Source organism: Micromonospora sp. WMMD998 (assembly GCF_029581235.1).
Classification (GTDB): domain Bacteria; phylum Actinomycetota; class Actinomycetes; order Mycobacteriales; family Micromonosporaceae; genus Micromonospora.
In genome coordinates this window covers 1,938,113-1,960,937 of sequence record NZ_CP120740.1, presented here as the reverse complement: position 1 = coordinate 1,960,937, position 22,825 = coordinate 1,938,113, and the positions used below count along the sequence as shown (strand labels likewise).

Here is a 22,825-nt window from a genome sequence, read left to right as displayed (position 1 = left end):
CAGTTGCCCTGGCCGCGTCGGAGATCAGGCGGCGTCGGCGAGCGGCGAGAACCGAACGTCGAGCCGCATGTCGAGCGCGCCGGCCAGTCGTTCCAGGATGACGAGGGTCGGGACCGTTCCCCCGGCTTCGAACCGGGCCACGGCGGACTGCGTCATGCCGGCCGCACGTGCCAGCCGGGTCTGACTCCAGCCGAGTCCCTCCCGCAACTCGCGAACGGCCTGTCCGAGTTCGAAGGCGAGACGCGCCGCTGCGTACGCCTCCTTTGCGCCCGGCTCGACCATTCGCTGCTGCCGTAGCTCTCCCCAGTCGGACCGCTCCGTCATCACTCAACCCCCTCAACCACGGTGTGCCGCTCCGATCGGAGGCAATCCAGTACGTCAGCCTGATCGCTTCGCGCTCCAGGTAGAAGCGCAGCTCGCGAAGCTTTCCGTCGAGTTGCCGGGTGTGTGGCTCCCCCAACAGCGGGCCTCGATCGGCGAGCAGATCGACATAAAAGGCGGCTCGTGCGAACTCCGCGGTGGACAATTCCTCCAACCAGTCCCGTACCTCTGGTTCCAGCTCGACCTACCCCAGCCCATAGCGTTGATGCTATGGGCTGCCGGGCGTCGGTCAGCGATTCGAAGCCGGCGTGTCGCGTCGCAGATGGGGCGGAAGCCGATCGGAACGGGTCCGGTGAGGTCGGGTCGGAGGGCGGCCGGCTCCCTAACGTCGAGGGCGTCATCAGGAAGGAGCATCGGGTGCTGGATCGGCTCAACCAGGCCATGGACCACCTCGAACAGCGGCTCGACCAGCCGCTCGACGTGACCGAGCTGGCCCGGATCGCCTGCGTGTCGGAGCACCACTTCCGGCGGCTCTTCTCGGCGCTGGCCGGGATCCCGCTGTCGGAGTACGTGCGCCGCCGCCGGCTCACCCTGGCCGCCGCCGACGTGCTCGCCGACCGGGCGTCGCTGCTCGACGTGGCGATCCGCTGGGGGTACGGCTCGAACGAGGCGTTCGCCCGCGCGTTCCGGGCCGTGCACGGGGTCGGCCCGGCGCAGGCGCGGCGCAGCGGTTCGGTGCTGCGGTCCCAGCCCCGGATGTCCTTCCGGCTCGTCGTCGAAGGGAGTATCAGCATGGACTACCGAATCGTGACCAAGGACGCCTTCCGGCTCGCCGGCCGCAAGGCCCGGGTGCCGCTGGTCCACGAGGGGATGAACCCGCACATCGTGGCGTTCGTCAAGAGCGTGGACCCGGAGACCGCACGCCGGATCGAGGCGCTGTCCGACCAGGAGCCGCGCGGGATCGTCAACGTCAGCGACGACCTCGCCGGTTCCCGGGCGGAGGGCACCGAGTTGGACTACTGGCACGGGGTGGTGACCGGCGCCGAGGTGCCGGACGATCTGGACAGCCTGCCGGTCGAGGCCGGCGACTGGGCGGTCTTCCGCAGCTCCGGCGCGTTCCCGCAGGCGTTGCAGTATCTGTGGCGGGACGTGTTCACCCAGTGGTTCCCGTCGAATCCGTACGAGATCCGGCCCGGGCCGGAGATCTCCCAGGTGCGGATCGCCGAGGGCGGCGGCACCGCCGACGCGGAGCTGTGGATCCCGGTGCGCCGGGTCTAGCGTCGCGCCTCGGCGGCTGCCTGCGCCAACGCGGCCGGCACGTCGTGCACGTGGTAGGGGTGCTCGCTCGGCTCGATGCCGGCGAGGAACATCGCGTACACGGCGGCCAGCCGCAGCGGCGCGACCGGCCGGAGCAGGTCGACCGCCCGGTGCGGCTGGCAGCCGGGCACGTCGGCCCGCCACCGGTCGGCCCACTCGGCGACCAGCCGGGCGGCGGCGGGCGCGTCGAGACCTTCGGTGAGGCGCAGGATGTCGAAGCCGGGGTGGCCGACGAAGGCGTCCGCCCAGTCGATGACCACCCGCCGGGCGTCGCCGCCGCGCGCGTTTCCGGGGTGCAGGTCGCCGTGCACGAGCGTGTCCGGCAGGCCGCAGTCGCGGAGCCGCCGGACCCGCTCGTCGAGCCCGCCGAGCAGCCCCGCGGCCACCGACACGTCGTGGCCCGCCAGCCGCTCCCGCACCCACCTCGCGAGCGCCACCCCACGGAGATCGGGTACGCCCGCCGCGACCAATCGGTCCACCGCCCCCACGCTGCGGAGCTGCACCGAGTGGTGCGCCGCCGCGATCCCCGCCCGTGCCTCTTCCCCCACCCCGTAGAGGTCCTCCCCAGGCACGTCCTCCAGAAGCAGGCGCCCTTCCTCACCCACGGCCAGCACCACCGGCCCGGCCTCGACCCCGGCGCCGGTGGCCAGCCAGGTCAGGACTGTGGGCTCTTGGTGGGCGAACGGGGGGAGCTGCTTCAGCCACGCCGGGCCCTCGGGGGTGTCCAGACGCCAGATCGCGGAGAGGTTCCAGGTGCGCTGTTGCGCCACGGCGGTCACCGGGCGGCCGAGACGACGCAGCTCGTCGATGGCCCAGGCGACGCTGCGGGCCGGCCCGCCGACCTGCGCCCACGGCTGGCGTAGCAGATGCGGCGCGAGGTCCACGGTCGCCGGTTCCAGGGGTACGCCGCCCGCCGCTCCCGGCCCGGCCGGTGCCCCGGTGAGCTGGGCGAGGTAGCGGACGTGACCGCCGGGTGGGTGCGGACGGTCGGCGTCGAGCAGCCGCAGCACGGCCACGTCGACGCCGTACCGGCGGCGGGCCCCGTCGACGATCGACGCGACCTGCTGCCACCACGGGTCCGGCACCTCGAACGGCGGCAGCGCGCCGAGCGGCCGGCCGGCGTCGTCGACCAGGACCAGGGTCACGGTGCGGGACACGGTCGGGACGCTAACCGAGCACCCCTACGGGACACGAATCATTTCCTCCGGGAGCCGTGCGGGGCCGCTCCCGGTTGTCCCGAGGACGGGCGACGGCCAGGCTGGGGCAATGAGCCTCCTCGATTCCCGGACGGATCCCTCGTACCGCTGGCTGCGGCCGGTCGCGGTGACCGCCGCGCTGCTGCTGATCGGCTCCGGACTGCTGCGCCGAGTCGACCACTTGGACGGGCACAGCGACAAGGGCGCCTGGGCGTGGAACATCGGGCACGGCCAGCTCCTGCTCGGCGCGCTCGGGTTCGCCGCGCTGATCGTCGGGCTGCACGGCCTGCTGCGTACCCGCTCGACCCGGCTGCGGACGCTTGACGACGTGGCCGCGATGGCCGGCCTGGTCGGCGCCGCCGCCTTCGTGTGGGTGATCCTCGGCGACCTGTTCCCGCTCTTCGCCGACGCGGTGGACACCCCCGACGTGGTGCTGTTCGGCGGGCCGGCGCTGTTCGGGCTGGGCCTGCTGGTGCTGCTGTGCCGGGCGGCGGCGACGCGGCTGCTGCCGGTGTGGGCGCCGGTGCTGGTGCTGGTCGGGTTCGTGGCGATCGCGGTGGACCTGGACCTGCTACCGGTCGGTGCCGCGCTGATCCTGGCCGGCGTGCTGCCGCTGCGCGTCCGGGGTGTTAGGCGGGGGCCCCGCCGATACCAAAAGCGTTAAGCGGGGCCCCCGCCTTACACCTCAACTCCACACGGTGCGGCGCATCCCTCGGTGGTCGGCGCAGGCGTCGGGCTGCCCGCCGGTCCGGCTGATCGTGCCGTCGCGGCACTGCACCAGCCAGCCCCGCCCGGACCAGAACCCGGGCACGCACTCGAACCAGTCGCAGACCCCGGCGGCGGGCTTGCGGATCCGGTCGCCGCCGCAGTAGTCGTACCCGAAGGGGTTCGGTGGGGCGCCGCAGCGCCGCTCGGCGACCGGCTGCCGGTCGGGGTCGCGCGGCGGCGCGGACCGGGTGCCGCGCGGGGCCGGGCTGGTGCTGGGCCGGACCTGGACGGCGGGGGCGACCACCGGCGGCGGGGGCGTGCCGGTGGCCGCTGGCGTGGCGGCGGCGGCGCGCTCCGACCCGGCTCCGGTCGGCGGGTCGGACTCGACGAGCATCGCCGGCACGACAAGGGCGAGCGCCACGCCGACGGCGATGGTCCGCCGGCCACCGGGCACCAGCGTGGAGATCCTGGCCTGGGCCGGGGTGAGCACGGCGGGTCGGTGCGGGCGCAGCTCCGCGTGTTCCTCGATCAGCTCGTCCAGTTCGGCGACGACGGCGGCGCGCTGCTCGATCGCGTCGGCGAAGGCCAGGGTGAGCGTGAACCGGAAGTCGGCCACCACGCCGGTGGGCAGCAGCAGACCTGAGGTACGCCGCCGGTCCAGCACCTGGATCAGGGTGACCGGCGCGGCCGGGTCGTGGGACAGCCCGGTCATCCTTCCGTACGCCCAGTCGCGCCGGCCGCGTCCGCCGAGCAGCGCCAGGCGCCGGTTGGTGAGCACGGCCAGCCCGGCGTCGACCACCCGGACCCCCTCGGGGCGGCGTGGACGCAGCACCGGCGGGTCGGGGTCGACGAGCAGTTCCGGGGCCGGGAGCACGGCGGTGTGCCGCACCTCGACGAGTTGCGCGGCGGGCAGCGTCCAGAAGACCACCTCGCCGGGGGCCAGCTCCATCGGCAGGCCGTCGCCGGCCCGGACCGAGCCGTGGAAGGAAACCGCGAGGGTACGCAGCCGCCGCAGTTCGTCGTCGCGTCGGCGCCACGCCTCGTCGGCCGCGCGGAAGACCCGCTGCCGCCGTTCGTTCTGCCGGTGCGCCCACCGGTAGCGCCATGTGGAACCCGTCGAATCAGTCATCGCCACGCCGACTCCTCCGCCGCGCGAGCCCACCATTCGGGGTGTTCACCCCTATCAACGGCAATGCGGGGGTACAAAGACACGCGAAAGTCGCCGATTAGACCGAACGGCTGATTGACCCGCTTCCGCGGGGCGTCGCTTCGCCATGCGGGTCGGCCGACTCGTCGGTAACGTCAGCCGCAGGCGCGGGGCGTACGCGACCCCCGGTGACGAGTGGAGGTGCATCGGTGGGCGACCCGACCGTCGTGGTGGGCGTGGACATCGGCACCACGAGCAGCAAGGCGGTCGCGTTCGACACCGAGGGGCGGCAACTGGCCAGCCACTCGATCGGCTACCCGCTGGAGGAGCCGAACCCGGGCTGGGCCGAGCAGGACCCGGACCTCATCTACGAGGCCGTGGTCGGCGTGATCCGCGCGGTCGTCGACGAGTTGGGCGCGCCGATCGCCGGCCTGTCGTTCAGCACCGCCATGCACAGCCTGATCGGGCTCGACGCCGTCGGCAACCCGCTCACCCCGTCGATCACCTGGGCCGACTCCCGGGCCAGCGCGCAGGCCGAGCGGCTGCGGGCCACGCCGTCCGGGTTGGCCCTGCACCGGCGCACCGGAACGCCGGTGCACCCGATGGCGCCGCTGCCCAAGCTCCTCTGGTTCGCCGAGCAGGAGCCGAAGCTGCACGAGCGGGTCTCCCACTGGGTCGGCATCAAGGACCTCGTGCTGCGGCGGCTCGCCGAGGCGCTCGTCACCGACCACTCGGTCGCCTCCGCCACCGGCCTGATGGACATCCACCGGCTGGCCTGGGACACCGAGGCGCTGCGCATCGCCGGCATCACCGAGGAGCAGTTGCCCCAGCTCGTTCCCACCACCCACGTGCTGCCCGGGTTGACCGCCGAGGCCGCCCGGGCCACCGGCCTGCCGGCCGGCACCCCGCTCGTGGTGGGCGCCGGCGACGGGCCGCTTGCCAACCTCGGGCTCGGCGCGGTGCGGCCCGGCGTGGTCGCCTGCTCGATCGGCACCAGCGGCGCGATGCGGGTGATGGTGGAACGCCCCGGCGTGGACCCGCTGGGCGGTGTCTTCTGCTATGCGCTCACCGAGGACCGCTGGGTGGTCGGCGGCGCGATCAACAACGGCGGGATCGTGCTCCAGTGGGCCCACGACGCGCTCGCCCCGGAGCTGGGCGAGCAGGCCGAGGAGGAACTGCTCGACCTGGCCGCCCAGGCGCCGGTCGGCTCCGGTGGGCTGATCATGCTGCCGTACCTGCTCTCCGAGCGTGCCCCGCACTGGAGCGCGCTGCCCCGCGGCGCGTACGTCGGGCTGACCCACGGCCACGGCCGCCCTCATCTGGTGCGGGCCGCGCTGGAGGGGGTCTGCCAGCAGCTCGCGCTGGTCCTGGCGTCGGTCCGCGCGGCCGGCAACGAGGTACGCGAGATCCGCGCCAGCGGCGGCTTCGCCCGCAGCCCGCTGTGGCGGCAGATCCTCGCCGACGCGCTCGGCATGCCGGTGCGCTTCCCGGCCGGGCACGAGGGGTCCGGTTTCGGCGCCGCGCTGCTGGGCATGCAGGCGCTCGGCCTGATCTCCTCGATCGAGGTCGCCGCCGACCTGGTCCAGATCGAGGAGACGGTCCGCCCCGACCCGGCCGCCGCCGCCACGTACGGCGCGCTGCTCCCGCTCTTCTCCGAGCTGTACGACGCGCTCGTGCCCACGTTCGCGTCGCTGCGGCGGTTGGCCCCGAGCCTGCCGCCGGAGCCACCACCCACCGCTCCTCCCCGATGACCGAACAGAGGTCGTGATCGTCGTGGTAACACTGCTCGCCGCACCGGCGGAACCGCTCACCAACGCCGGCAACACCCAACTCGTCCTCGCCGCGGTGCTCGGCATCGCCGCGGTGGTGCTGCTCATCGCCTGGGGCAAGGTGCACCCGTTCCTGGCGCTGATCCTCGGCGCGGCGGTGCTCGGCGTGGTCGCCGGCGTCGCCGCCGACAAGATCGTCACCTCGTTCAGCGGTGGGGTCGGTTCCACGGTCGGCGGCGTCGGCCTGCTGATCGCGCTCGGCGCGATGATCGGTGGCATGCTGGCCGAGTCGGGCGGGGCGGACGGCATCGTCGAACGGGTGGTCGCCCGGGTCACCGGCGGCGCACTGCCCTGGGCGATGGCCGGGGTGGCGGCGCTCATCGGCCTGCCGCTCTTCTTCGAGGTCGGCGTGGTGCTGCTGGTGCCGATCGTGCTGCTGGTGTCCCGCCGGGTCGACGTGCCCCTCATGAAGATCGGCATCCCGGCGCTGGCCGGCCTGTCGGTGCTGCACGGCCTGGTGCCGCCGCACCCGGGCCCGCTGGTCGCGATCGACGCGCTCGGCGCCAACCTCGGTCAGACCCTCGCCTTCGGCCTGCTGGTGGCAATCCCCACGGTGATCATCGCCGGTCCGGTCTTCGGCACCTTCATCGCCCGGTACGTGCCGGCCACCGCGCCGGAGGCGCTGCTGCCCACCCGCCGCGACGTCGCGGTCGCCGGCGACCGCAGCCCCACCCGCCCCGGCGACGGCCGGGTCGACGCCGACGGCGACCTGGTCACCGAGGACGACCTGATCAACCCCGGCGCCGGTCGTCCCGGCGCGTCGATCGACGAGCCGGCCGGGCCGCGCTCGCGCCGCGCGCCGGCGCTCTGGGCCGCCGTGGTCACCGTGCTGCTGCCGGTGGCGCTCATGCTGCTGCGGGCCATCGGCGAGCTGACCCTCGACGAGGGCACCGCCGGCCGCAAGACGCTGGACATCGTCGGCACCCCGATCGTCGCCCTGCTCGCCGGCGTCATCTTCGCCATGGTCTTCCTGGGCTACCGGACCGGCTTCAGCCGCAGCCAGGTCTCCGGTTTCCTGGGCGGCTCGCTGCCGGCGATCGCCGGCATCCTGCTGATCGTGGCCGCCGGTGGCGGGTTCAAGCAGGTGCTCGTCGACGCCGGCGTCGGCAACCTGGTCGCGGACGCCGCCGAGGGCGCCAACCTGTCGCCGCTGCTGCTCGGCTGGCTGGTCGCGGTCGGCATCCGGGTCGCCACCGGCTCGGCCACCGTCGCCACGATCACCGCCGCCGGCATCGTCGCGCCGCTGGCCACCACGCTCCAGGGCCCCGAGGTGGCGCTGCTGGCCCTGGCGGTCGGCTGCGGGTCGCTGTTCTTCTCGCACGTCAACGACGCCGGTTTCTGGCTGGTCAAGGAATACTTCGGCCTGACCGTCGGGCAGACCATCAAGAGCTGGTCGGTGATGGAGACCATCATCTCGGTGGTCGGTTTCCTCGGCGTCCTCCTGCTCGACGTCTTCGTCTAGCTCGGCTGAGGATGCCTTCGCGCCGCAGCGAGGGGCCACCGACTCGGGCCGTCCCACCGGCATCACGCCCGGCTGATCGCGTTGGCGTGGATCGCCTCGTTCAGGTAGGCGGCCATCCCCGGCCGGATCGTCTCGAAGTACGCGGTGAAGCGCGGGTCCGCCACGTACATGTCGGCCAGCCCGGTGTGGAGTTCCAGCGGGCAGTCGTACCACCACTCGGTGATGAGCTGCCGGTGCTCCTCGGCCAGCGCCATCGCCTCCGGCCCGTCGGCCGGCGCGCCCGAGTCCATCAGCGCGGCGAATCGCCGCCCCCAGTCCTCGTTCACCTCCTTGTTGCGCAGCCAGTCCTCCTTCGAGTAGCGGCTGGCCCGCTCCTGCGACTGCCGGTACGCCTCCGTGTCACCCCAGCGCTGCTGGACCTCCTCGGCGTGCTCGTCCGGGTCGAAGTCCCCGAACACCTCGAACCGCTCCTCCGGCGTCAACTGGATACCCACCTTTCTCGCCTCCATCGCGTGCTCGATCGCCGCCACCATCTCCTGGAGCTTGCCGATCCGCCCGGACAGCAGCTCGTGCTGCCGGCGCAGGTGCGCCGCCGGGTCGGCGTGCGGGTCGTCCAGGATGTCGGCGATCTCGTCCAGCGGGAAACCCAGCTCGCGGTAGTAGCGGATGAGCTGAAGGCGGTCCAGGTCCGCGTCGTCGTAGCGGCGGTAGCCGGCCGGCGTGCGCCCGCTCGGCCGCAGCAGGCCGATCTCGTCGTAGTGGTGCAGCGTGCGGACCGTCACCCGGGCCGCCCGCGCCACGTGTCCCACCGTGTACGCCATGGTTTCCCTCCCTTCCGCCGCCAAGGCTCCCGCCTCCCGCAGCGTGAGGGTCAAGTCACCCGGAAATCTTCTCGTGGACGAGCGTGGGGAGCAGGTCGGGCAGGGCGGTCGGCCGCCCGTACCGCCAGCCCTGACCCTGCCGGCAGCCGATCGCGGTGACCGCCGCGTGCTGCGCGCCGGTCTCCACCCCCTCGGCCACCACCGCCAGGTCGAACGCGCCGGCCAGCCGGTTGACCATCTCCACCGTGGCATACGCGCGGGCGTCGCCGGCATCCAACCGGGACACGAAGGAACGGTCGATCTTCAACTCGGTGGCCGGGATCCGGTGCAGGTAGCTCAGCGAGGAGTAGCCGGTGCCGAAGTCGTCGATGGCGATGCGGATGCCCAGGTCACGGAGCTGCGCCAACTGGTCGAGCACCGCCTCGCTGCCCTCGATCAGGGCCGACTCGGTGAGTTCGAGCGTGAGTGCCCGGGGCGGCAGGCCGGCGGCGCCCATCGCGCCGGTGACCGTGGCGATCAGGTCGGGTCGGCACAGGTGGGCGGCGGCGATGTTCACCGCCACGGTCACCTCGGGCGCGCGCTCCCGCCAGGTCGCGGCGGCCCGGCACGCCTCGTGGATCACCCACCGGTCGATGGCCAGGATGAGCCCGGTCTCCTCGGCCAGCGGCAGGAACCTCGCCGGGGTGAGCACGCCGAGCCGGGGATGCCGCCAGCGGACCAGCGCCTCGGCGCTGCGTACCGTGCCGGTGGCCAGGTCGACGATGGGCTGGAACTCCATCAGCAGTTGACCCTCGTCGACCGCGCGGCGCAGGTCCGCGATCAGCTCGGCCCGGCTGACCGCCGACTCACGCAGCTCCGGCGTGCACGTCCGGTACGCGGACTTGCCGGCCGCCTTCGCCGCGTACATGGCGATGTCGGCGTCGCGGAGCAGGTCGGTGTGCGAGCTGTGCTGCGGGCCGTACTCGGCGATGCCGATGCTTGCCGACGGGTGGACGCCGAGGTCCTCCTCGCCGGGCAGCGGTTCGAGGGCGGCGAGCAACCGGGCGGCGAGCCGCTCGGGTGAGACCGGCCGGTCGCCGGCGACGAGCACGGCGAACTCGTCGCCGCCGAGCCGGGCGATCATCCCGTCCGGGCCGATCGCGTCCCGCATGCGCTCGGCGGTGGTGGTGAGCAGCCGGTCCCCGGCGGCGTGCCCGAACCGGTCGTTCACCTGCTTGAAGCCGTCCAGGTCGAGCAGCACCACGGCGACCGGGCCGCCCTGGCGCAGCGCGCGGCGCAGCCGCCGGATGAAGGTGAGCCGGTTGGGCAGCCCGGTGAGCTGGTCGGAGTAGGCCAGCCGGCGCAGCCGGGCGACCAGCCGCAGGTTCTCGTTGGCGGCCAGCCCCTGCCGCAGCGCCAGGACCCCGAGCAGCGCCATCATGCCGACGAAGACCAGGTGCGGGGTCTGCCCGGTGGGCCGCCGGGACAGCATCACGGCCACGATCGCCCCGCCGACCGGCAGGTACGGCAGAGCGACCCGCCACCACGGCGGCAGTGGCGACTCGCCGGCGTCGTCCTCCCCCTCCTCAGCGCCCGGCGGTGGGTGACCGGTGGCCAGGCCGACCAGCAGATAGCTCAACGGCCAGCAGACGTCGACCGGATGCCCGGGGGCGTAGTTGCCGTGCGCGACGAGGGAGACGTAGACCGCGTCGGCGCCGGCCCGGATCGCCAGGCCCGCGCCGATCACGGTGAGCGCCCGCCACATCGGGCGGCCCGGCCCGGCGACCGCCACCAGGATGGTGAGCTGCATCAGGTCGAACATCGGATAGAGCAGCCCGAACGTGCGCAGCGGATCCGACACGTCGGAGTCGGCGAGGTCGCGGAACACCACCACCCAGCCGACCGGGATCAGGGCCAGCGCGACGATCACCCCGTCGAGCAGCGTGCGGGCCTGCCCGACCAGGTTGCGCCCGCCGGCCCGGGAGACGAGCAACGCGGCGGTGCCGGTGACGATCCCGGCGGTGAAGAGCCCACCGACAAGCGGCGTGTGGGGCAGTTCGATCCCGCCGAGCCGCTCGACCGTCCACACCGCACGGCCGAGCGCGGCAAGCATCATGGTGACGGCGAGCAGTGACCAGAACCGCCGCAGGTTGACCGGGTGCCGGCGGGCCGCGCCGACGCAGAGCGCCGCCGCCCAGCTCGACACCGCCATCGCGCCGAGGTCGCTCACCAGGGCCGCACCGGGCAGGCCGGCGACCAGCCAGGCCATCTCCCCGAGTACGACGACGGTGGCCGCGACGAGTCCGACACGGCCGGTGAGCGGTGGACGGGCCGGCGCCGCGGCGGCGAGGCTCACGTCGTGCGGGGGGACAACGATGCGCTCCGGCTCTCTTCCAGACGTGCGCCCTCGGTGACGAGGACCGGACGGCGGACGACGAACGGCGCAAGCCTAGTCAGCGCCGGGGGCCGCCGCCAGAGCCGTGGGGTGTCGGCCACCGGACCTGACGCGGGCCGCCCCCACCAGGTGGAGACGGCCCGCGTCCTCAGTGGACCTCCGTGCCGCTCACCAGCGACGGGTGCTGTCCGGCCAGGAGTCGTACGGCCGAGCGGAGAGGATCGCGTCCCAGCCGCCGCTGGCCGTGCCGGTCGGCGTGTACGCGGTCAGGTCGGCGCCGCTGCCGTCGTACGGCGAGGTGTCGAGGTAGCCGGTCACCACGCCGTTCGCGTCCCGCCGGTAGTAGGCGCCGTTGCCGGGCGAGAACATCGAGGTGAATCCACCCCAACCGCTGGCCGCCAGGTCACTGCGGGCCCACGGCGCGGTGCCGGCGGCCATCTTGTACATGGCGAGCTTGTTGTCGGTGGTGGTGCCGATGATCCGGTCCTTGCCGACGGTCGCGAGCGTGGGCAGGGTGAAGCCGCCCCCGCTGTTGTAGACCGCCACGCCCACGAGGTCGGCGGCGGCGGCCGGCTTCGTCTTGGTGACGGTGTAGCGGCGCAGGATCGAACCGCCGGCGATGCCGTACAGGGTGCCGAACCCGTCGTAGACCAGGCGGTCGTGGCTCCAGCCGCTGCTGGAGCCGGTGACGGCGGTGCGGGTGAACGTCAGCGGTTGGGTGCCGGTGACGTCGACCCGGTGGAGGGCACCGCCGTCGGTGACGAGCAGGGTGTCCGAGTTGAGCGTGGCCAGCGCCTTCGGGGTGAACCCGAGCGTGGCCCGGGAGACCGTGCTGGCCACCTTCTGACCGGTGACCGGGTCGAGCGCGGTGTAGGAGATCCGGCCGTCCGGCCGGGCGCCGAAGACCGACACGACGCCGGTCCACGGCCGGGCCGACAGCAGCACCTGGTTCCACCCGCTGGTGCTGACCGGGGTGCTGAACTTCGTCAGGTCGGTGCCGCTGCCGTCGACCGGGTTGGCGTCCCGGAACCGGTCCAGGCCCCCGGCCGAGGTGCGGGCGAAGTACCAGCCGCCGCCCGGCGAGAGCACGTGGGTGTAGCCGGCCCAGCCGGTCGCCGCGAGCGAACTACGGGAGAACGACTCGCCGGCCACGGCGGCGCCGTTGATCCGGTAGGACGTCAGCTCACCGGTGGCCACCTGACCCAGCACCCGTCCCGCGGCCGGCGAGGTCAGCGACACCTGGGTGAATCCGCTGTTGGCGACCGTGACGGGGCGGGTCAGGTCGTCGCGGCTGGCCGGCTTCGCCGTGGTCACCGTGCGTCGGATCAGTTCCCCGTCCCGACTGTCGACGTAGTACAGCGATCCGTAGCCGTCGTAGGTCATGTTGATGAAGGGCGACCAGCCGGGGTCCACCGACACCACGTCGAAGGTCAACGGGTCGACGCCGGTGACGTCCACCCGACGGAGACGGCCGCCGCTGTCGATGACCAGGATGGTGTCGGCGTTCAGCGTGGCCATCGCCGTCGGCGTGAAGCCGAGCGTCGCCGCGGACACCCGGTTCGCGCGCAGTTCGCCGCTCGCCGCGTCGATCACGCCGTAGGTGAGCTGACCGGCGGCGGTCAGGCCGAAGATCTGCACGTCGGCGGTCTGCTCGCGGATCCACGTACCCACGTCGTCGACCCGGGTGACGGTGGCCCCGTCACGGGTCTCGGTCTCGCCGAGGCAGCCCTTCTGCCAGGACGTGTCGCCGATCGCGACGAGCTGCGGGGTGCCGGCCACGGTGCGGAACGCCGGACCGCCGGCGTCGCCCCGGCAGAGGGTCGCCCCGGTCGAGGCGCCGCTGATGTCGGCGGTGGCCGCGTCGACGCCCTGCACGGTGAAGTCGGCCGTGTGCAGCCGGTCCGGCACCCACGCGGTGGCGGTGCGCCCGTAGCCGGCGATGGTGAGCGTCTCCGACGCGGTGGGCGCCGTGGTGGCGAGCGCGACCGGGGCGACGCCGGTGACCGGGTCGGCGAGCCGGAGCAGCGCCAGGTTGCGGTCCGGGTGCGGGAGGACGGCGACCGCGGCGCGTTCGTGGCCGGCGGTGGAGGTCAGGTCGGTGCGCCCGACGAGGACGGTGGTCGGGCGGGCAGGCGTCCCGGCGGTGGCCGGCGTGCCGCCGTCGGTGAGGCAGGACTTCGCGGTGACCACGAAACTCGGGTCGACGAGCGCGCCGGTGCAGGCGCGCAGGTCACCGAAGGTGATCTTGGCGGTGAAGGCGTGGACGCCGTCGGGCACCGGGGTGGCGCCGCTGACGGCCGAGGCGGTACCCCCGCCCAGCAGGGTCGAGACGGTGACCACGCCGAGGAGAGCGGCTCCCCACCGGCGGGTGGCATGAACGTTCAACGAATCCCCCGTTGATCGGACCGGCACGGACCGGAGGCTCCGGTCCGGGTCCGCAGGATGTTAGCGGTCCGCCACGCCGCGTGTTGCACGCCGGGACATAAGGGATCAAGAGCGGCATCCGCTCAGGACCACGCCTCCGTCGGCGCCGGCTCTCCGGGATCCCCCGCCGCGCCCGGCGGCCCGCCGTGCGTCCACGGTGTCTCCTCCGGCGCCGGGAACGCGCCGCCCGGCAGGAAGCCGTCCGACAGGCTGGTCAGGCAGATCCGCTCCCCCACCTCGGGCACGCTGCCCGGCGGCGCGCTCAGCCCACGACCCATCCCACCGGACAGCTCCACCACCACCTCGGTCTTGCCGTCGCCGCCCGGGGTCACGAACACCACCTTCGCCTTCTGCCCCGGCCGGGCCGGCGACCACAGCGTCGCGCCCACCGGCATCGGCACCGGCTCGGTGGTCACCACCTGGATCCGCGGGCGCAGCACCGGCCGCTTACCCGAGTCGTCCACCCGCTTCGGGTCGGCGAGCGTCACCTCGCCCACGAACGCCTCCCCGGCCAGCCGGTGCTCGGCCATCACCAGCGGATCGTCGTACGCCCGCTGCACCGCCCACGCGGTCAGCGCCCGTTCCAGCCGCTGCAACCGCAGCGCCGCCGCCACCGCGCCGTCGCGGCGCGGCTGCGGACCGCCCCCGGCGTCCACGTGCTCGGCGTACCCGGAGAAGGCGTCCCGGTCACCGGCCCACCGGCCCGCCACCCGCGCCCCCGGCGGCAGCGCCCGCAGCAACCCGACGCCGCGCCACATCAGCTCCCAGGTGGGCGCGAGCTGCCCGCGCACCAGCCCGACAAGCTCGTCGTACGCCGCGGCGCGAGCGGTCGGGTCGCCCTCGGTCCCGGCGTACGCCTCGATCGCCGGGGCCAGCCGGCGGTTGTCGAAGTCCGGATCGGTGGCCGGACCGGCCGGCGGGCACGACGCCGGATCCTCGGCCCGGGCCGCCGCCTCGGCGCCGGTGAGCCCCGGCGGCGGGTCGAGCCAGCCGAGCACCGCCGGCAGGTGCAGATCCTCCACCGCGCTCTGCCCGGTCGCCCAGTGCAGGGTCAGCGCCTCGGTCAGCGCCACCAGCGCCGACGAGCCGGGGTGCTCGGCGCGCTCGGCGAAGAAGGTCAGCCAGCGGCCGAGCAGCGGCACCGACGGGTGCACCGGGTGGTCGCCGTCCGGGCGACGGAACCGGGTGGACCGGCCGAACAACCGCAGGAACGTGACCCCGGCCGGGTTCGGCACCAGCAACTGCGGGGCGTCGACGTACCGGTGGCGGACGTCCCGGCCCCGGTCCACCGCCACCGCCTCGGTCACGCCACGGAACGAGTCCAGGTAGGGCAGGACGACCCCGGCCAGCTCGGCGGCGAAGGCGAACCGCTGGTCGCGGTTGCGGGGCTGCGGCACGACGAGCAGCCGGGCCTCGTCGGGCGCGGCGCCGACCAGGGCGGCCAGCGGGGCGTTCGCCTCACCGGCCAACGCCAGCGGCACCAGCACCAGGGGCCGCTGCGCCAGGTGCAGGTGCCGGACCGTGGCCACCGGCTGCGCCCGCCCGGCGGCGACCGCCTGCGCCCGGGCCAACGCGCGCAGCGTGCTCACCACGTACCCCCGACGCGGGACTCGGTCGCCGGCCGGCGCGCGCTTCGGGGCGTACTCACGTGGGTTTCCCGGCACGGGCCTCGGCGCGCGCTTCGAGGCGTACTCACGCGGGGGTTCCGGCGCGGGCCTCGGCGCGCAGGCGCGCGGCGGCCCGCAGCAGCGCGGCGGCCTCCGCCTGCTCCGGCTCGGGGGCGCGTACGCCGTCGGCGAGCGCCAGCACGTCGGCCACCTCGACCACCCCGCCGAGCGCCTCGCGGACCGGCCGGCCCAACGCCTCGGTCCGGTTGCGCGCCTCGTGCCGGCAGAAGTAGGCCAGCTCGCAGGCGGCCAGGCACTCCGGGGCGTACCGGGCCGGCACCTCGCGCAGCGCGGCGGCCAACGTGGCCGGGTCGGCCGCCGGGTCGGCGGTGAAGCCGGCCGGCACGGCGGCCAGCAGGTCGTCGACGCGGGCCATCCGGGCCAGTTGGCGGCGCAGCACCAGCAGTTGCCTACGGACGTCGAGCAGGCTCGCCACCGGCCGGTTGGCGAAGTCACGCGGGCAGATCAGCACCACCTCGTGCGAGACCAGCTCCGGATCGTGCCCCTCGGCGGCGAGCAGCTCGCGCAACGCCAGCACGTAGACGGCGGACTGGATGGCGGCGGCGGCCACCTTCGCCGGGTCGGCCTGCCCGTCGATCACCGGGAACGACTTGATCTCCACGACGTGGAACCGGCCGCCCAGCCGGGCGGCCACCAGGTCCGGCTCCAGGTGCACCCGCCGTCCGGCCACGTCCAGCCCGAGCAGCGGATGGTCGAACAGCGCCGGGCCGGCACCGCCCGCGGTCAGCGCCGCCCGGGACCGCTCCGGCCGGTCGTCGTCGCCACCGAGGTCGGTCCAGGTCGCGCCGGCCGGCACGGGTACGCCGAGCCGCTCCGCCACCAGGCGCAACAGCTCCACCCCGCCGTCCGCCTTGACCTGCGCCTCGAACGCGTTGCCCCGGGTGATCGCGAACCGGGACTGCCCGAACCAGGCCGGGAAGCCCAGTCGCTGCGCGAGCGCCGGCTTGTCCGCCCCGGCGCTGTCCAGCACGGCGCGCCGGGTGCAGCCGGGGTTGCCGGTCAGCGCGGCGATGGTGCGGGCGTTGTGCCGCCGCGGCGGCCCCCCACCCCGAATCTCCCCCAGCCGATCTTCCACCCCTGAAGTGTAAGGAGGGGGCCCCGCTTAACGCCTCCGGTAGAGGAGGGGGCCCCGTTTAACACCCCACCGGCCGGTCAACGGTCGGCGGAGCGGTTCCAGGGGGAACGCGGGGACGACGCGCCCGCCACCGGCCGGCGCCGGCGACGGTGCCGGCGGCCCGGCGTGCACGGTGGGCGGGTGGCGGTGTGGACCGGTACGGCGGGCGGGGTGACCGGCGGCCGGCCGATCAGCCAGCAGAGGAAGTTGGTCACGGTCAGCCGACCGGGAGGCGCTCGGCGTCGGCGCGGGAGATGTCGTACTGGGCGCCGCAGAACGTGCACTGCTGCGCGTAGCGGGTGCGTACGGGGATCAGGGGGATGAAGAAGAGGCTGAACTTGGTCACTCGCCGGGTGATCACCTGTGCGGCCTGGTTGCCGCAGTGCCGGCAGACCTGGTTCACGACACCGGACCGGTCGACCTTGGTCCGCAGCCCGAAGATGAAGAACATCGCTCGCCATTACCCACCCGAGGCAGGTGTTAAGCGGGGCCCCCGCCTCTACCGAATGCGTTAAGCGGGGGCCCCTCCTTACACCTCAGAGCCAGATGGGGTGCCAGGTGGGGAGCTCGTGGAAGCGGCGCAGCTCGGCCAGGCCCGCCACGGTGCCGCTCCAGGCCGCGTACGGGGGGTTGCCCTCGTCGAAGCCGGACTGCACGAACGTCAGCTTCGTCCGGCCGTCGGACTCGGCCAGCTCCCAGTTGGTCACGCCGGTCGGCCCCCAGTCGATCGAGATGGCCCGGCCCGGCGTCACGTCGAGCACCTTCGCCGCGTAGCCGCTCTCGAAGCCGCCCATCGCGTACCGGCCGCCCTCCCACGGCTCGATGCCGATCGGGTAGCCGAACCAGGCGCTTGCCTGCTCGGAGTCGGTGAGCGAGGTCCACACCTTGTCCACCGGCGCGTCGATCAGCAGCTCGCCGCGCAGGTCGGCCGAGGTGAAGTCGGTGCGCGGCAGCAGCGGACGCCCCTCCAGGTGGGCGTTGAGGTTGGCGATCGACAGCGCCCAGTACGTCTGGAGCACGCCCCGGATGGTGCTGCCGTCCATCGCCTCGGCGAAGCTGAAGTGGCTCTGCCGCAGCGTGAGGAGCGTGGCCTCGCCGTCGGGCGCCCACTCGAACTCGGTGGTGGTCTCCACCCCGTCGAGCGTCCAGGCGAAGCGCAGCGTCGTGTCGTCGGCGTGCAGCAGCCGCTGGTGTGGCGCGTCGCCCTCGGGCGTGAAGCGGCCCCAGAACTCGTACCGCCGGGGCAGGTCGACCTCGGCGTGCTCGGCCAGCCACACGCGCAGCTCGGCGGGGTCGGTCAGGGCCCGGCGGACGTCCGCCACCGCGGCGGCGAGGCGGGCGCGGACGACCAGTGGCTCACTCATGGTGGTCACCTTTCGGGTAGCAGGCCACGGCGAGTCTGAAGGCGTCACCCTCGGCGCCGCCGTAGCGGGTGAACAGGTCCCGCAGCGTCGACTGCAGGTCGTGCAGGAATTCCTGGCGCCGCTCGGCCGGCACCCGGATCTCACCGGAGACGCCGATCGACGGCAGTTCGGGGGCGGCGCGATCAAGCGCGGCGATGTCGGCCTGGACCTCCTCCATCAGGTCGAGCAGGTAGCCGAGGCTCAGCTCGTCGCGGGCCCGGCGGGCGCCGCCGATCCGGCCGACCAGCCGGGGGGAGAGCCAGTAGGACCGGGCGACGGCCTGGTAGATGCCTTCGGTGATGCCGCGCACCCGCCGTTCGGCGACCTGCTCGGCCAGCCCGGCCGCGACCAACTGCTTGACGTGGTAATAGACGCGCTGCGGCGTCTGCTCCAGCCGGGCCGCGACCTCGGTGCAGGTGCGGGGCTCGGCGAGTTGCCGCAGCACCTCGATGCGTTGCGGCTTGAGCAGGACTTCGGCCTGCTCACGTGCTTCCAGGTACAGGACGTCTCTCATGGCAAAATCAGTTTGTACGTACAAAACTTCTTTGTCAATAGCGTCGACGAGAGGCCGCGCGGACCGCGCGGCCTCTCGTCGGTACGGGGTCAGGGCGTCCAGTCGGGACGCAACGGATAACCGTTGACCCCCTCCGGGCCGTTGTGCGTGGCGAGCACCTGGTGCAACTGGATGCCGTTGCGCTCGAACGCCATCCGGGAGCCGGCCATGTAGAGGCCCCACACCCGGGCGGTGCCCGAGCCGACCTCGTTCACGCAGAAGTCCCAGTTGTCGACCAGGTTGCGGCACCAGCCGGCGAGCGTCAGCGCATAGTGCTGGCGCAGGTTCTCCTCGTGGTGCACCTCGAACCCGGCGTCGTGGATCTCACTGATCAGCCGCCCCGGACCGGCCAGCTCGCCGTCCGGGAAGACGTACCTGTCGATGAACGCGCCGGAGCGGTGCGGGGCACGGTTGTCCGCGCGGGTGATGCAGTGGTTGAGCAGCCGCCCACCGGGCTTGAGGCGGGACTTCAGCGCGCCGAAGTAGGCCGGGTAGTTGCGCACCCCGATGTGCTCGGTCAACCCGATCGAGGAGATCGCGTCGAACTGCTCACGCGGCGCGTCCCGGTAGTCGAGGTGCCGCACCTCGGCGAGATCGCCCAGCCCCTCCCGCTCGATCGCGGCCTGCGCCCACTCCGCCTGCGCCCGGGACAGCGTCACGCCCAGCGCCTTGACACCGTATTCCCGGGCCGCGTGCCGGACCATGCCGCCCCAGCCGCAGCCGACGTCGAGCAGCCGCATCCCCGGCTTGAGCGCCAGCTTGCCGGCGACCAGGTCGTACTTGGACCGCTGCGCCTCCTCCAACGTGTCACCCGGGCTGCGGAAGACCGCGCAGGTGTACGTCATGGACGGGCCGAGCACCTTCTCGTAGAAGGCGTTCGACACGTCGTAGTGGTGGGAGATCGCCGTGCTGTCCCGGACCCGCGAATGGCGCAGGCCCGTCATCACCCGCCGCCAGCGCGGCGCCGCCTCCTGCGGCGGGGGCGGCGGTGGCCGCAGCCGCTCCCAGCCCAGCCCCTTGACCAGGGCAAGCGCGTCGGCCACCGGCGGCATCCGCAGCGGCATCTCGTCCTTGAGCACCCGCAACGCCTCGTACGGGTCGCCCGGGTGCACGCCGTCCAGGCCCAGGTCGCCGCTGACGTAGGCCCGCGCCATGCCCAGGTCACCGGGCGCGGTGAGCAGGTAGGACAGGCCCCGCTCGGTGCGGATCGACAGGGTGATCCCGGCGTCGGCCGGGCCCACCTCGCTGCCGTCGTACGCGGTGACCCGGACCGGCAGGTCGCCGGTGGTGACGGCGCGGATGACGTCCGCAACGGTGGGTCCGGTGCGCCGGCCGCCCGACGGCGGGCCGGCGGGGGCGCTCGCCGCCCCTGGTGTTCGGTCGGTCAGACTCATGCTCGGGATACCGCCTTCTCGTACAGTCCGGTGAGTCGGTGATCCGGGTCGTAGCGATCCTTCACGGCGCGCCAGGTCTCCCCGCCGTAGAGCCGGTCGAACGCGGCCCGGTCGTAGTACGCGTCGGAGTAGAGCGACTTGTGGCCGCCCGTCTCCGACACCATGTGCTCGATCTGCCGGTTCACATCCCCGTCGGCGGCGCCCGCCGCGATCGGCACACTTCCCCAGAAGCCGATGTTCACATAGGTCTCGCCCGGTTGGAGCGGATATAACGGCCAGGCCCGGGCCGATCCCGGGCCGGAGGGCTCACGCAACCGCAGCGGGCAGAGCCACACCGGGTTCATCTTCACGTTGCCCGCGAACCAGCGCAGGAACTCGGGCGTGCGGGCCAGCGGGATCTCCACGTCCTGCACCACCCGCTCGCGCGCCGGCCGGCCCCGCCACCTGTCGACCCGGGCGGCCACCTGGTGCCGGTGCTCCAGCCGCACGATCCGGTGGTAGACGTCGCTGCGCCGGTAGCGCTGCGGCCAGAGCCGCCGGACCACCGGATGCTGCACGCCGAACGCGGACGAGCACCAGAACCAGTCGGTGTCCCACCGCCAGAGATAGTCGTACGCGGTGAGCACGTCGCGGGTGCGGCGGCGCAGCGAGCGGTAGTAGATCTCCTGGCCGGTGTAGTCGGACGGGCGGGTCCCCGGCTCGTCGGTGAACGCGCCGAGCACCAGGTAGGACTCGCCGGGGCTGAACATCACCCCGTCCATGGCGTCGACCGGCTCACCGGCCCAGGCGCCCGTCGCGACCACCTCGCCGATCGCGTCGACAAGCTCCTCCAGCCGGGTGAACCGGATGTTGCGCAACGCCACGTGCCGGCGGACCGGTTGCAACTCGATGCGCAGCCGGGTGGCGTAGCCGAGGCTGCCCAGCGAGTTCGGGAACGCCCGGTGCAGGTCGGCGTGCTCACCCTGGGGACGGGTGGTGACCAGCTCCCCCGCCCCGGTGAGGATGTCCATCTCCAGCACCGACTCGTGGGGCAGACCGTTACGGAAGGAGGTGGACTCGATGCCCAGCCCGGTCACCGCGCCGCCGAGTGTGATGGTGCGCAGTTGCGGCACGACAAGCGGCATCAACCCGTGCGGCAGCGTCGCGTCGACCAGATCCTCGTAGGTGCACATGCCCTGCACGTCGGCGGTGCGGGCCGCCGGATCCACGGCGAGCACGCCGGTGAGCCCGCTCACGTCCAGCCCCGGCGTGCGGGGCGCGGATCGCGGGCGGAAGAGGTTCGAGGTCTGTTTCGCCAACCGTACGGTTTCGCCGGCGGGCACCGCGGCGTAGGACTGCCGCAGCGTGTCCACCGCCCGTTCATGATCACGGACAGCTCGCATGAGAGCACCTTACGCCCGGCCCCGACAATTCGTGGGATGTAAAAGGCCCGAGCCCACCCGCTCGCCGGGACGACTGGCCCTCGGCGGCCCGGTGGGTCAGGATGCCCCCATGGCCGACCCGCACTCCGACCCGTCCGGCACCGTCTACCGCGCCCCCCGCGCGCGCGGCGTCCGACTGCCAGAGGACCCGCTGATGCGGATCGCGCTGGGCGTCGCCCTGGTCGGCGTACTCCTGGGGGTGTTCTTCGCCACCGGCGTGCTCGGCGGCGGGGCCGACCGGCCGGTGGTGCCGGCGGCGGCGCCGACCCCGGCGGCGAGCGAGTCGAGTCCGGCGCCGCCGCCCACCACGGAGGCCGCGCCGACGCCCTCGCCGAGCGCCGAGCCGACCACGCCGGCCGCGCCGGTGGCCACGCCGAAGGTGATCCGCGGCGTGCCGTCCGGGCGCTGCGTCGGCGTCACCGGGGACGACCCGGAGGGCGCGCAGGCCGCGCTCGCCGACTGCACCGGCGGGCCGGAGCAGCAGTGGGTGGTCACGCCGGTGACCGCCGACACCTACCTGCTGGTGAACGCGGCGAGCGGCAAGTGCCTCGACGTCAACGAGGCGCGCACCGACGACGGCGCCGACGTGCAGCAGTGGTCCTGCAACGGGCAGGCCAACCAGCAGTGGAAACTCAACCCGACAGGCGCCGGACCGGTGCTCCTGGTCGCCGCGCACAGCGGCAAGTGCGCGCAGGTCGACGACGCGGGCACCGAGGCCGGGCGGGAGCTCGAACAGGCCCCGTGCGGCGGCGCCGCCGAGCAGCAGTGGGCGCTCGGCTGACCGGTCAGCCCCGATAGCTCCAGGCCCGGCCGGCCGCCACCGGCAGTACGAACGCCGGCGGAGCGCCGCGCCGGCGCAGCAGCAGGGAGAGCCCGGCCGCGCCGATCGACAGCGCGCCCGCCACGTACCAGGCCACCGCGTGTCCCCGACGGCCTACCGCCGCACCTTCCGCGCGCCCTCGGCCCCGGTTTCGGTCTCAGGCCAGGTGGGGCTGGCGACGTAGCGCGCGGAGCTGGGTCAGATGCAGCGGGAGGTGCACCCGGAGGTGCAGGTCCAGGGCCCGCCCCCACGGGAGCGAGTCGTCCACGTCGAGGTCGAAGCCCTCACGTAGCACCGTCTCCACAGGCGTGTCGGCGGCCGGACCGAGCCGTTCGGCCAGCGAGCACAGTTTCCGGCTGGTGGCCCGGAGCAGGACAGCCAGCCCGTCCAGCCCGCCGCACTCGGACACCAGCGCGTCGAGCTGCGGGCGGTGGACGGTGTCCATGTCGTAGTACGCGAACGGCGACCCGGCCAGCACCGCCTCGGTCGCCTCGCTCATCAGCTCGTCGTTGGCGGCGAGGTGCGCCACGATCTGCTCGGCGCTCAGCTCGCCCTCCGGCGGCGGCCCGAACCCGCCCGCGTCCACCTCCGCGAGCAACTCGTCGTACGCCCGCCGCAACGCGGCGGCGTCCACCTCGTCCATGCCCGCATCCAACCCTCGCCACCACCACCCGCACCCCACCTACCCAACCCCGTTCACCCATACGGGGCCCGCCCCACACCCGCGCCCACGCCCACGCCCGCGCCCACGCCCACGCAGATTCACGGAAAGCGTGGCTATTCGGCGCGCGATGAGCACACTTTCCGTGAATCTGCGGGAATCACGACGGCGC

At 73.6% G+C, this 22,825-nt stretch carries 20 protein-coding genes; 5 read left to right on the top strand and 15 right to left on the bottom strand.

The window, feature by feature from the left end; genetic code table 11:
* Positions 1-24: 24 nt before the first annotated feature.
* A complete protein-coding gene (locus O7619_RS09330; RefSeq protein WP_282287016.1) occupies positions 25-324 on the bottom strand; it encodes a helix-turn-helix transcriptional regulator in 300 nt (99 codons plus the stop codon).
* 414 nt (positions 325-738) lie between these two features.
* Between O7619_RS09330 and O7619_RS09325 the strand changes: the two genes are divergently transcribed.
* Positions 739-1,599 (top strand): AraC family transcriptional regulator, encoded by an 861-nt coding sequence (locus tag O7619_RS09325; RefSeq protein ID WP_282287015.1) that lies wholly within the window; start codon positions 739-741, stop codon positions 1,597-1,599.
* Here the strand turns inward: O7619_RS09325 and O7619_RS09320 are convergent.
* Positions 1,596-2,795 carry an aminoglycoside phosphotransferase family protein gene (locus tag O7619_RS09320; RefSeq protein ID WP_282287013.1) on the bottom strand — a complete coding sequence of 400 codons (1,200 nt, stop codon included), beginning with the start codon at positions 2,793-2,795 and terminating at the stop codon, positions 1,596-1,598. The two genes, O7619_RS09325 and O7619_RS09320, sit on opposite strands and share 4 nt — an antisense overlap.
* A gap of 109 nt (positions 2,796-2,904) precedes the next feature.
* On the opposite strand from O7619_RS09320, the gene O7619_RS09315 reads away from it, so the two are divergent.
* Positions 2,905-3,498 (top strand): hypothetical protein, encoded by a 594-nt coding sequence (locus tag O7619_RS09315; protein WP_282287012.1) that lies wholly within the window; start codon positions 2,905-2,907, stop codon positions 3,496-3,498.
* 21 nt (positions 3,499-3,519) lie between these two features.
* Here O7619_RS09315 and O7619_RS09310 read toward each other — a convergent pair whose 3' ends face one another.
* Entirely contained in the window at positions 3,520-4,677 is a 1,158-nt protein-coding gene (locus O7619_RS09310) for a hypothetical protein (protein WP_282287010.1), read from the bottom strand.
* Positions 4,678-4,898: 221 nt separating this feature from the next.
* Here O7619_RS09310 and O7619_RS09305 point away from each other — a divergent pair, with 221 nt between their 5' ends.
* The gene (locus O7619_RS09305; RefSeq protein ID WP_282287009.1) at positions 4,899-6,440 is read left to right on the top strand and encodes a gluconokinase; all 1,542 of its coding nucleotides are present in this window, start codon (positions 4,899-4,901) and stop codon (positions 6,438-6,440) included.
* A 22-nt stretch (positions 6,441-6,462) separates the two neighbouring features.
* Positions 6,463-7,980 (top strand): SLC13 family permease, encoded by a 1,518-nt coding sequence (locus O7619_RS09300; protein ID WP_282288743.1) that lies wholly within the window; start codon positions 6,463-6,465, stop codon positions 7,978-7,980.
* Positions 7,981-8,042: 62 nt separating this feature from the next.
* Here the strand turns inward: O7619_RS09300 and O7619_RS09295 are convergent, their stop codons facing one another.
* From O7619_RS09295 to O7619_RS09250, 10 genes are all read right to left on the bottom strand, one after another.
* On the bottom strand, positions 8,043-8,801 hold the full coding sequence (locus O7619_RS09295; protein WP_282287008.1) for a MerR family transcriptional regulator: 759 nt from the start codon (positions 8,799-8,801) through the stop codon (positions 8,043-8,045).
* Positions 8,802-8,856: 55 nt separating this feature from the next.
* The gene (locus tag O7619_RS09290; protein ID WP_282287007.1) at positions 8,857-11,136 is read right to left on the bottom strand and encodes an EAL domain-containing protein; all 2,280 of its coding nucleotides are present in this window, start codon (positions 11,134-11,136) and stop codon (positions 8,857-8,859) included.
* A gap of 207 nt (positions 11,137-11,343) precedes the next feature.
* Positions 11,344-13,560: a S1 family peptidase gene (locus O7619_RS09285; protein ID WP_282287006.1), complete on the bottom strand. Its 2,217-nt coding sequence runs from the start codon at positions 13,558-13,560 to the stop codon at positions 11,344-11,346.
* A gap of 122 nt (positions 13,561-13,682) precedes the next feature.
* Positions 13,683-15,188: a hypothetical protein gene (locus O7619_RS09280; RefSeq protein WP_282287005.1), complete on the bottom strand. Its 1,506-nt coding sequence runs from the start codon at positions 15,186-15,188 to the stop codon at positions 13,683-13,685.
* A 103-nt stretch (positions 15,189-15,291) separates the two neighbouring features.
* A complete protein-coding gene (locus O7619_RS09275) occupies positions 15,292-16,362 on the bottom strand; it encodes a hypothetical protein (RefSeq protein WP_282287004.1) in 1,071 nt (356 codons plus the stop codon).
* A 256-nt stretch (positions 16,363-16,618) separates the two neighbouring features.
* Complete coding sequence (locus O7619_RS09270) at positions 16,619-16,852, bottom strand: zinc-ribbon domain-containing protein (protein WP_282287002.1); 234 nt, start codon at positions 16,850-16,852, stop codon at positions 16,619-16,621.
* Between the two features lie 85 nt (positions 16,853-16,937).
* Positions 16,938-17,765 (bottom strand): SRPBCC family protein, encoded by an 828-nt coding sequence (locus O7619_RS09265; protein ID WP_282287001.1) that lies wholly within the window; start codon positions 17,763-17,765, stop codon positions 16,938-16,940.
* On the bottom strand, positions 17,758-18,318 hold the full coding sequence (locus O7619_RS09260; protein WP_282287000.1) for a helix-turn-helix domain-containing protein: 561 nt from the start codon (positions 18,316-18,318) through the stop codon (positions 17,758-17,760). Before O7619_RS09260 ends, O7619_RS09265 begins: the two co-directional genes overlap by 8 nt.
* Before the next feature lie 89 nt (positions 18,319-18,407).
* The gene (locus O7619_RS09255; protein WP_282286998.1) at positions 18,408-19,751 is read right to left on the bottom strand and encodes a class I SAM-dependent methyltransferase; all 1,344 of its coding nucleotides are present in this window, start codon (positions 19,749-19,751) and stop codon (positions 18,408-18,410) included.
* The gene (locus tag O7619_RS09250) at positions 19,748-21,133 is read right to left on the bottom strand and encodes an FAD-binding oxidoreductase (RefSeq protein WP_282286996.1); all 1,386 of its coding nucleotides are present in this window, start codon (positions 21,131-21,133) and stop codon (positions 19,748-19,750) included. The genes O7619_RS09255 and O7619_RS09250 overlap by 4 nt, the downstream gene beginning before the upstream one ends.
* Positions 21,134-21,242: 109 nt before the next feature.
* Between O7619_RS09250 and O7619_RS09245 the strand changes: the two genes are divergently transcribed.
* Positions 21,243-21,953, top strand: coding sequence for an RICIN domain-containing protein (locus O7619_RS09245; RefSeq protein ID WP_282286995.1), 711 nt, complete (start codon positions 21,243-21,245; stop codon positions 21,951-21,953).
* Positions 21,954-21,957: 4 nt separating this feature from the next.
* Here O7619_RS09245 and O7619_RS09240 read toward each other — a convergent pair whose 3' ends face one another.
* Positions 21,958-22,089 (bottom strand): hypothetical protein, encoded by a 132-nt coding sequence (locus tag O7619_RS09240; protein WP_282286993.1) that lies wholly within the window; start codon positions 22,087-22,089, stop codon positions 21,958-21,960.
* A 60-nt stretch (positions 22,090-22,149) separates the two neighbouring features.
* Positions 22,150-22,626 (bottom strand): hypothetical protein, encoded by a 477-nt coding sequence (locus tag O7619_RS09235; RefSeq protein WP_282288742.1) that lies wholly within the window; start codon positions 22,624-22,626, stop codon positions 22,150-22,152.
* Positions 22,627-22,825: the final 199 nt, after the last annotated feature.

Bases quoted from the DNA above. Each gene is read 5' to 3' on its own strand.
- O7619_RS09250 (WP_282286996.1), bottom strand. From the start codon at position 21,133: ATGCGAGCTGTCCGTGATCATGAACGGGCGGTGGACACGCTGCGGCAG.
- O7619_RS09245 (WP_282286995.1), top strand. From the start codon at position 21,243: ATGGCCGACCCGCACTCCGACCCGTCCGGCACCGTCTACCGCGCCCCC.
- O7619_RS09265 (WP_282287001.1), bottom strand. From the start codon at position 17,765: ATGAGTGAGCCACTGGTCGTCCGCGCCCGCCTCGCCGCCGCGGTGGCG.
- O7619_RS09330 (WP_282287016.1), bottom strand. From the start codon at position 324: ATGACGGAGCGGTCCGACTGGGGAGAGCTACGGCAGCAGCGAATGGTC.
- O7619_RS09270 (WP_282287002.1), bottom strand. From the start codon at position 16,852: ATGTTCTTCATCTTCGGGCTGCGGACCAAGGTCGACCGGTCCGGTGTC.
- O7619_RS09255 (WP_282286998.1), bottom strand. From the start codon at position 19,751: ATGAGTCTGACCGACCGAACACCAGGGGCGGCGAGCGCCCCCGCCGGC.
- O7619_RS09295 (WP_282287008.1), bottom strand. From the start codon at position 8,801: ATGGCGTACACGGTGGGACACGTGGCGCGGGCGGCCCGGGTGACGGTC.
- O7619_RS09260 (WP_282287000.1), bottom strand. From the start codon at position 18,318: ATGAGAGACGTCCTGTACCTGGAAGCACGTGAGCAGGCCGAAGTCCTG.
- O7619_RS09315 (WP_282287012.1), top strand. From the start codon at position 2,905: ATGAGCCTCCTCGATTCCCGGACGGATCCCTCGTACCGCTGGCTGCGG.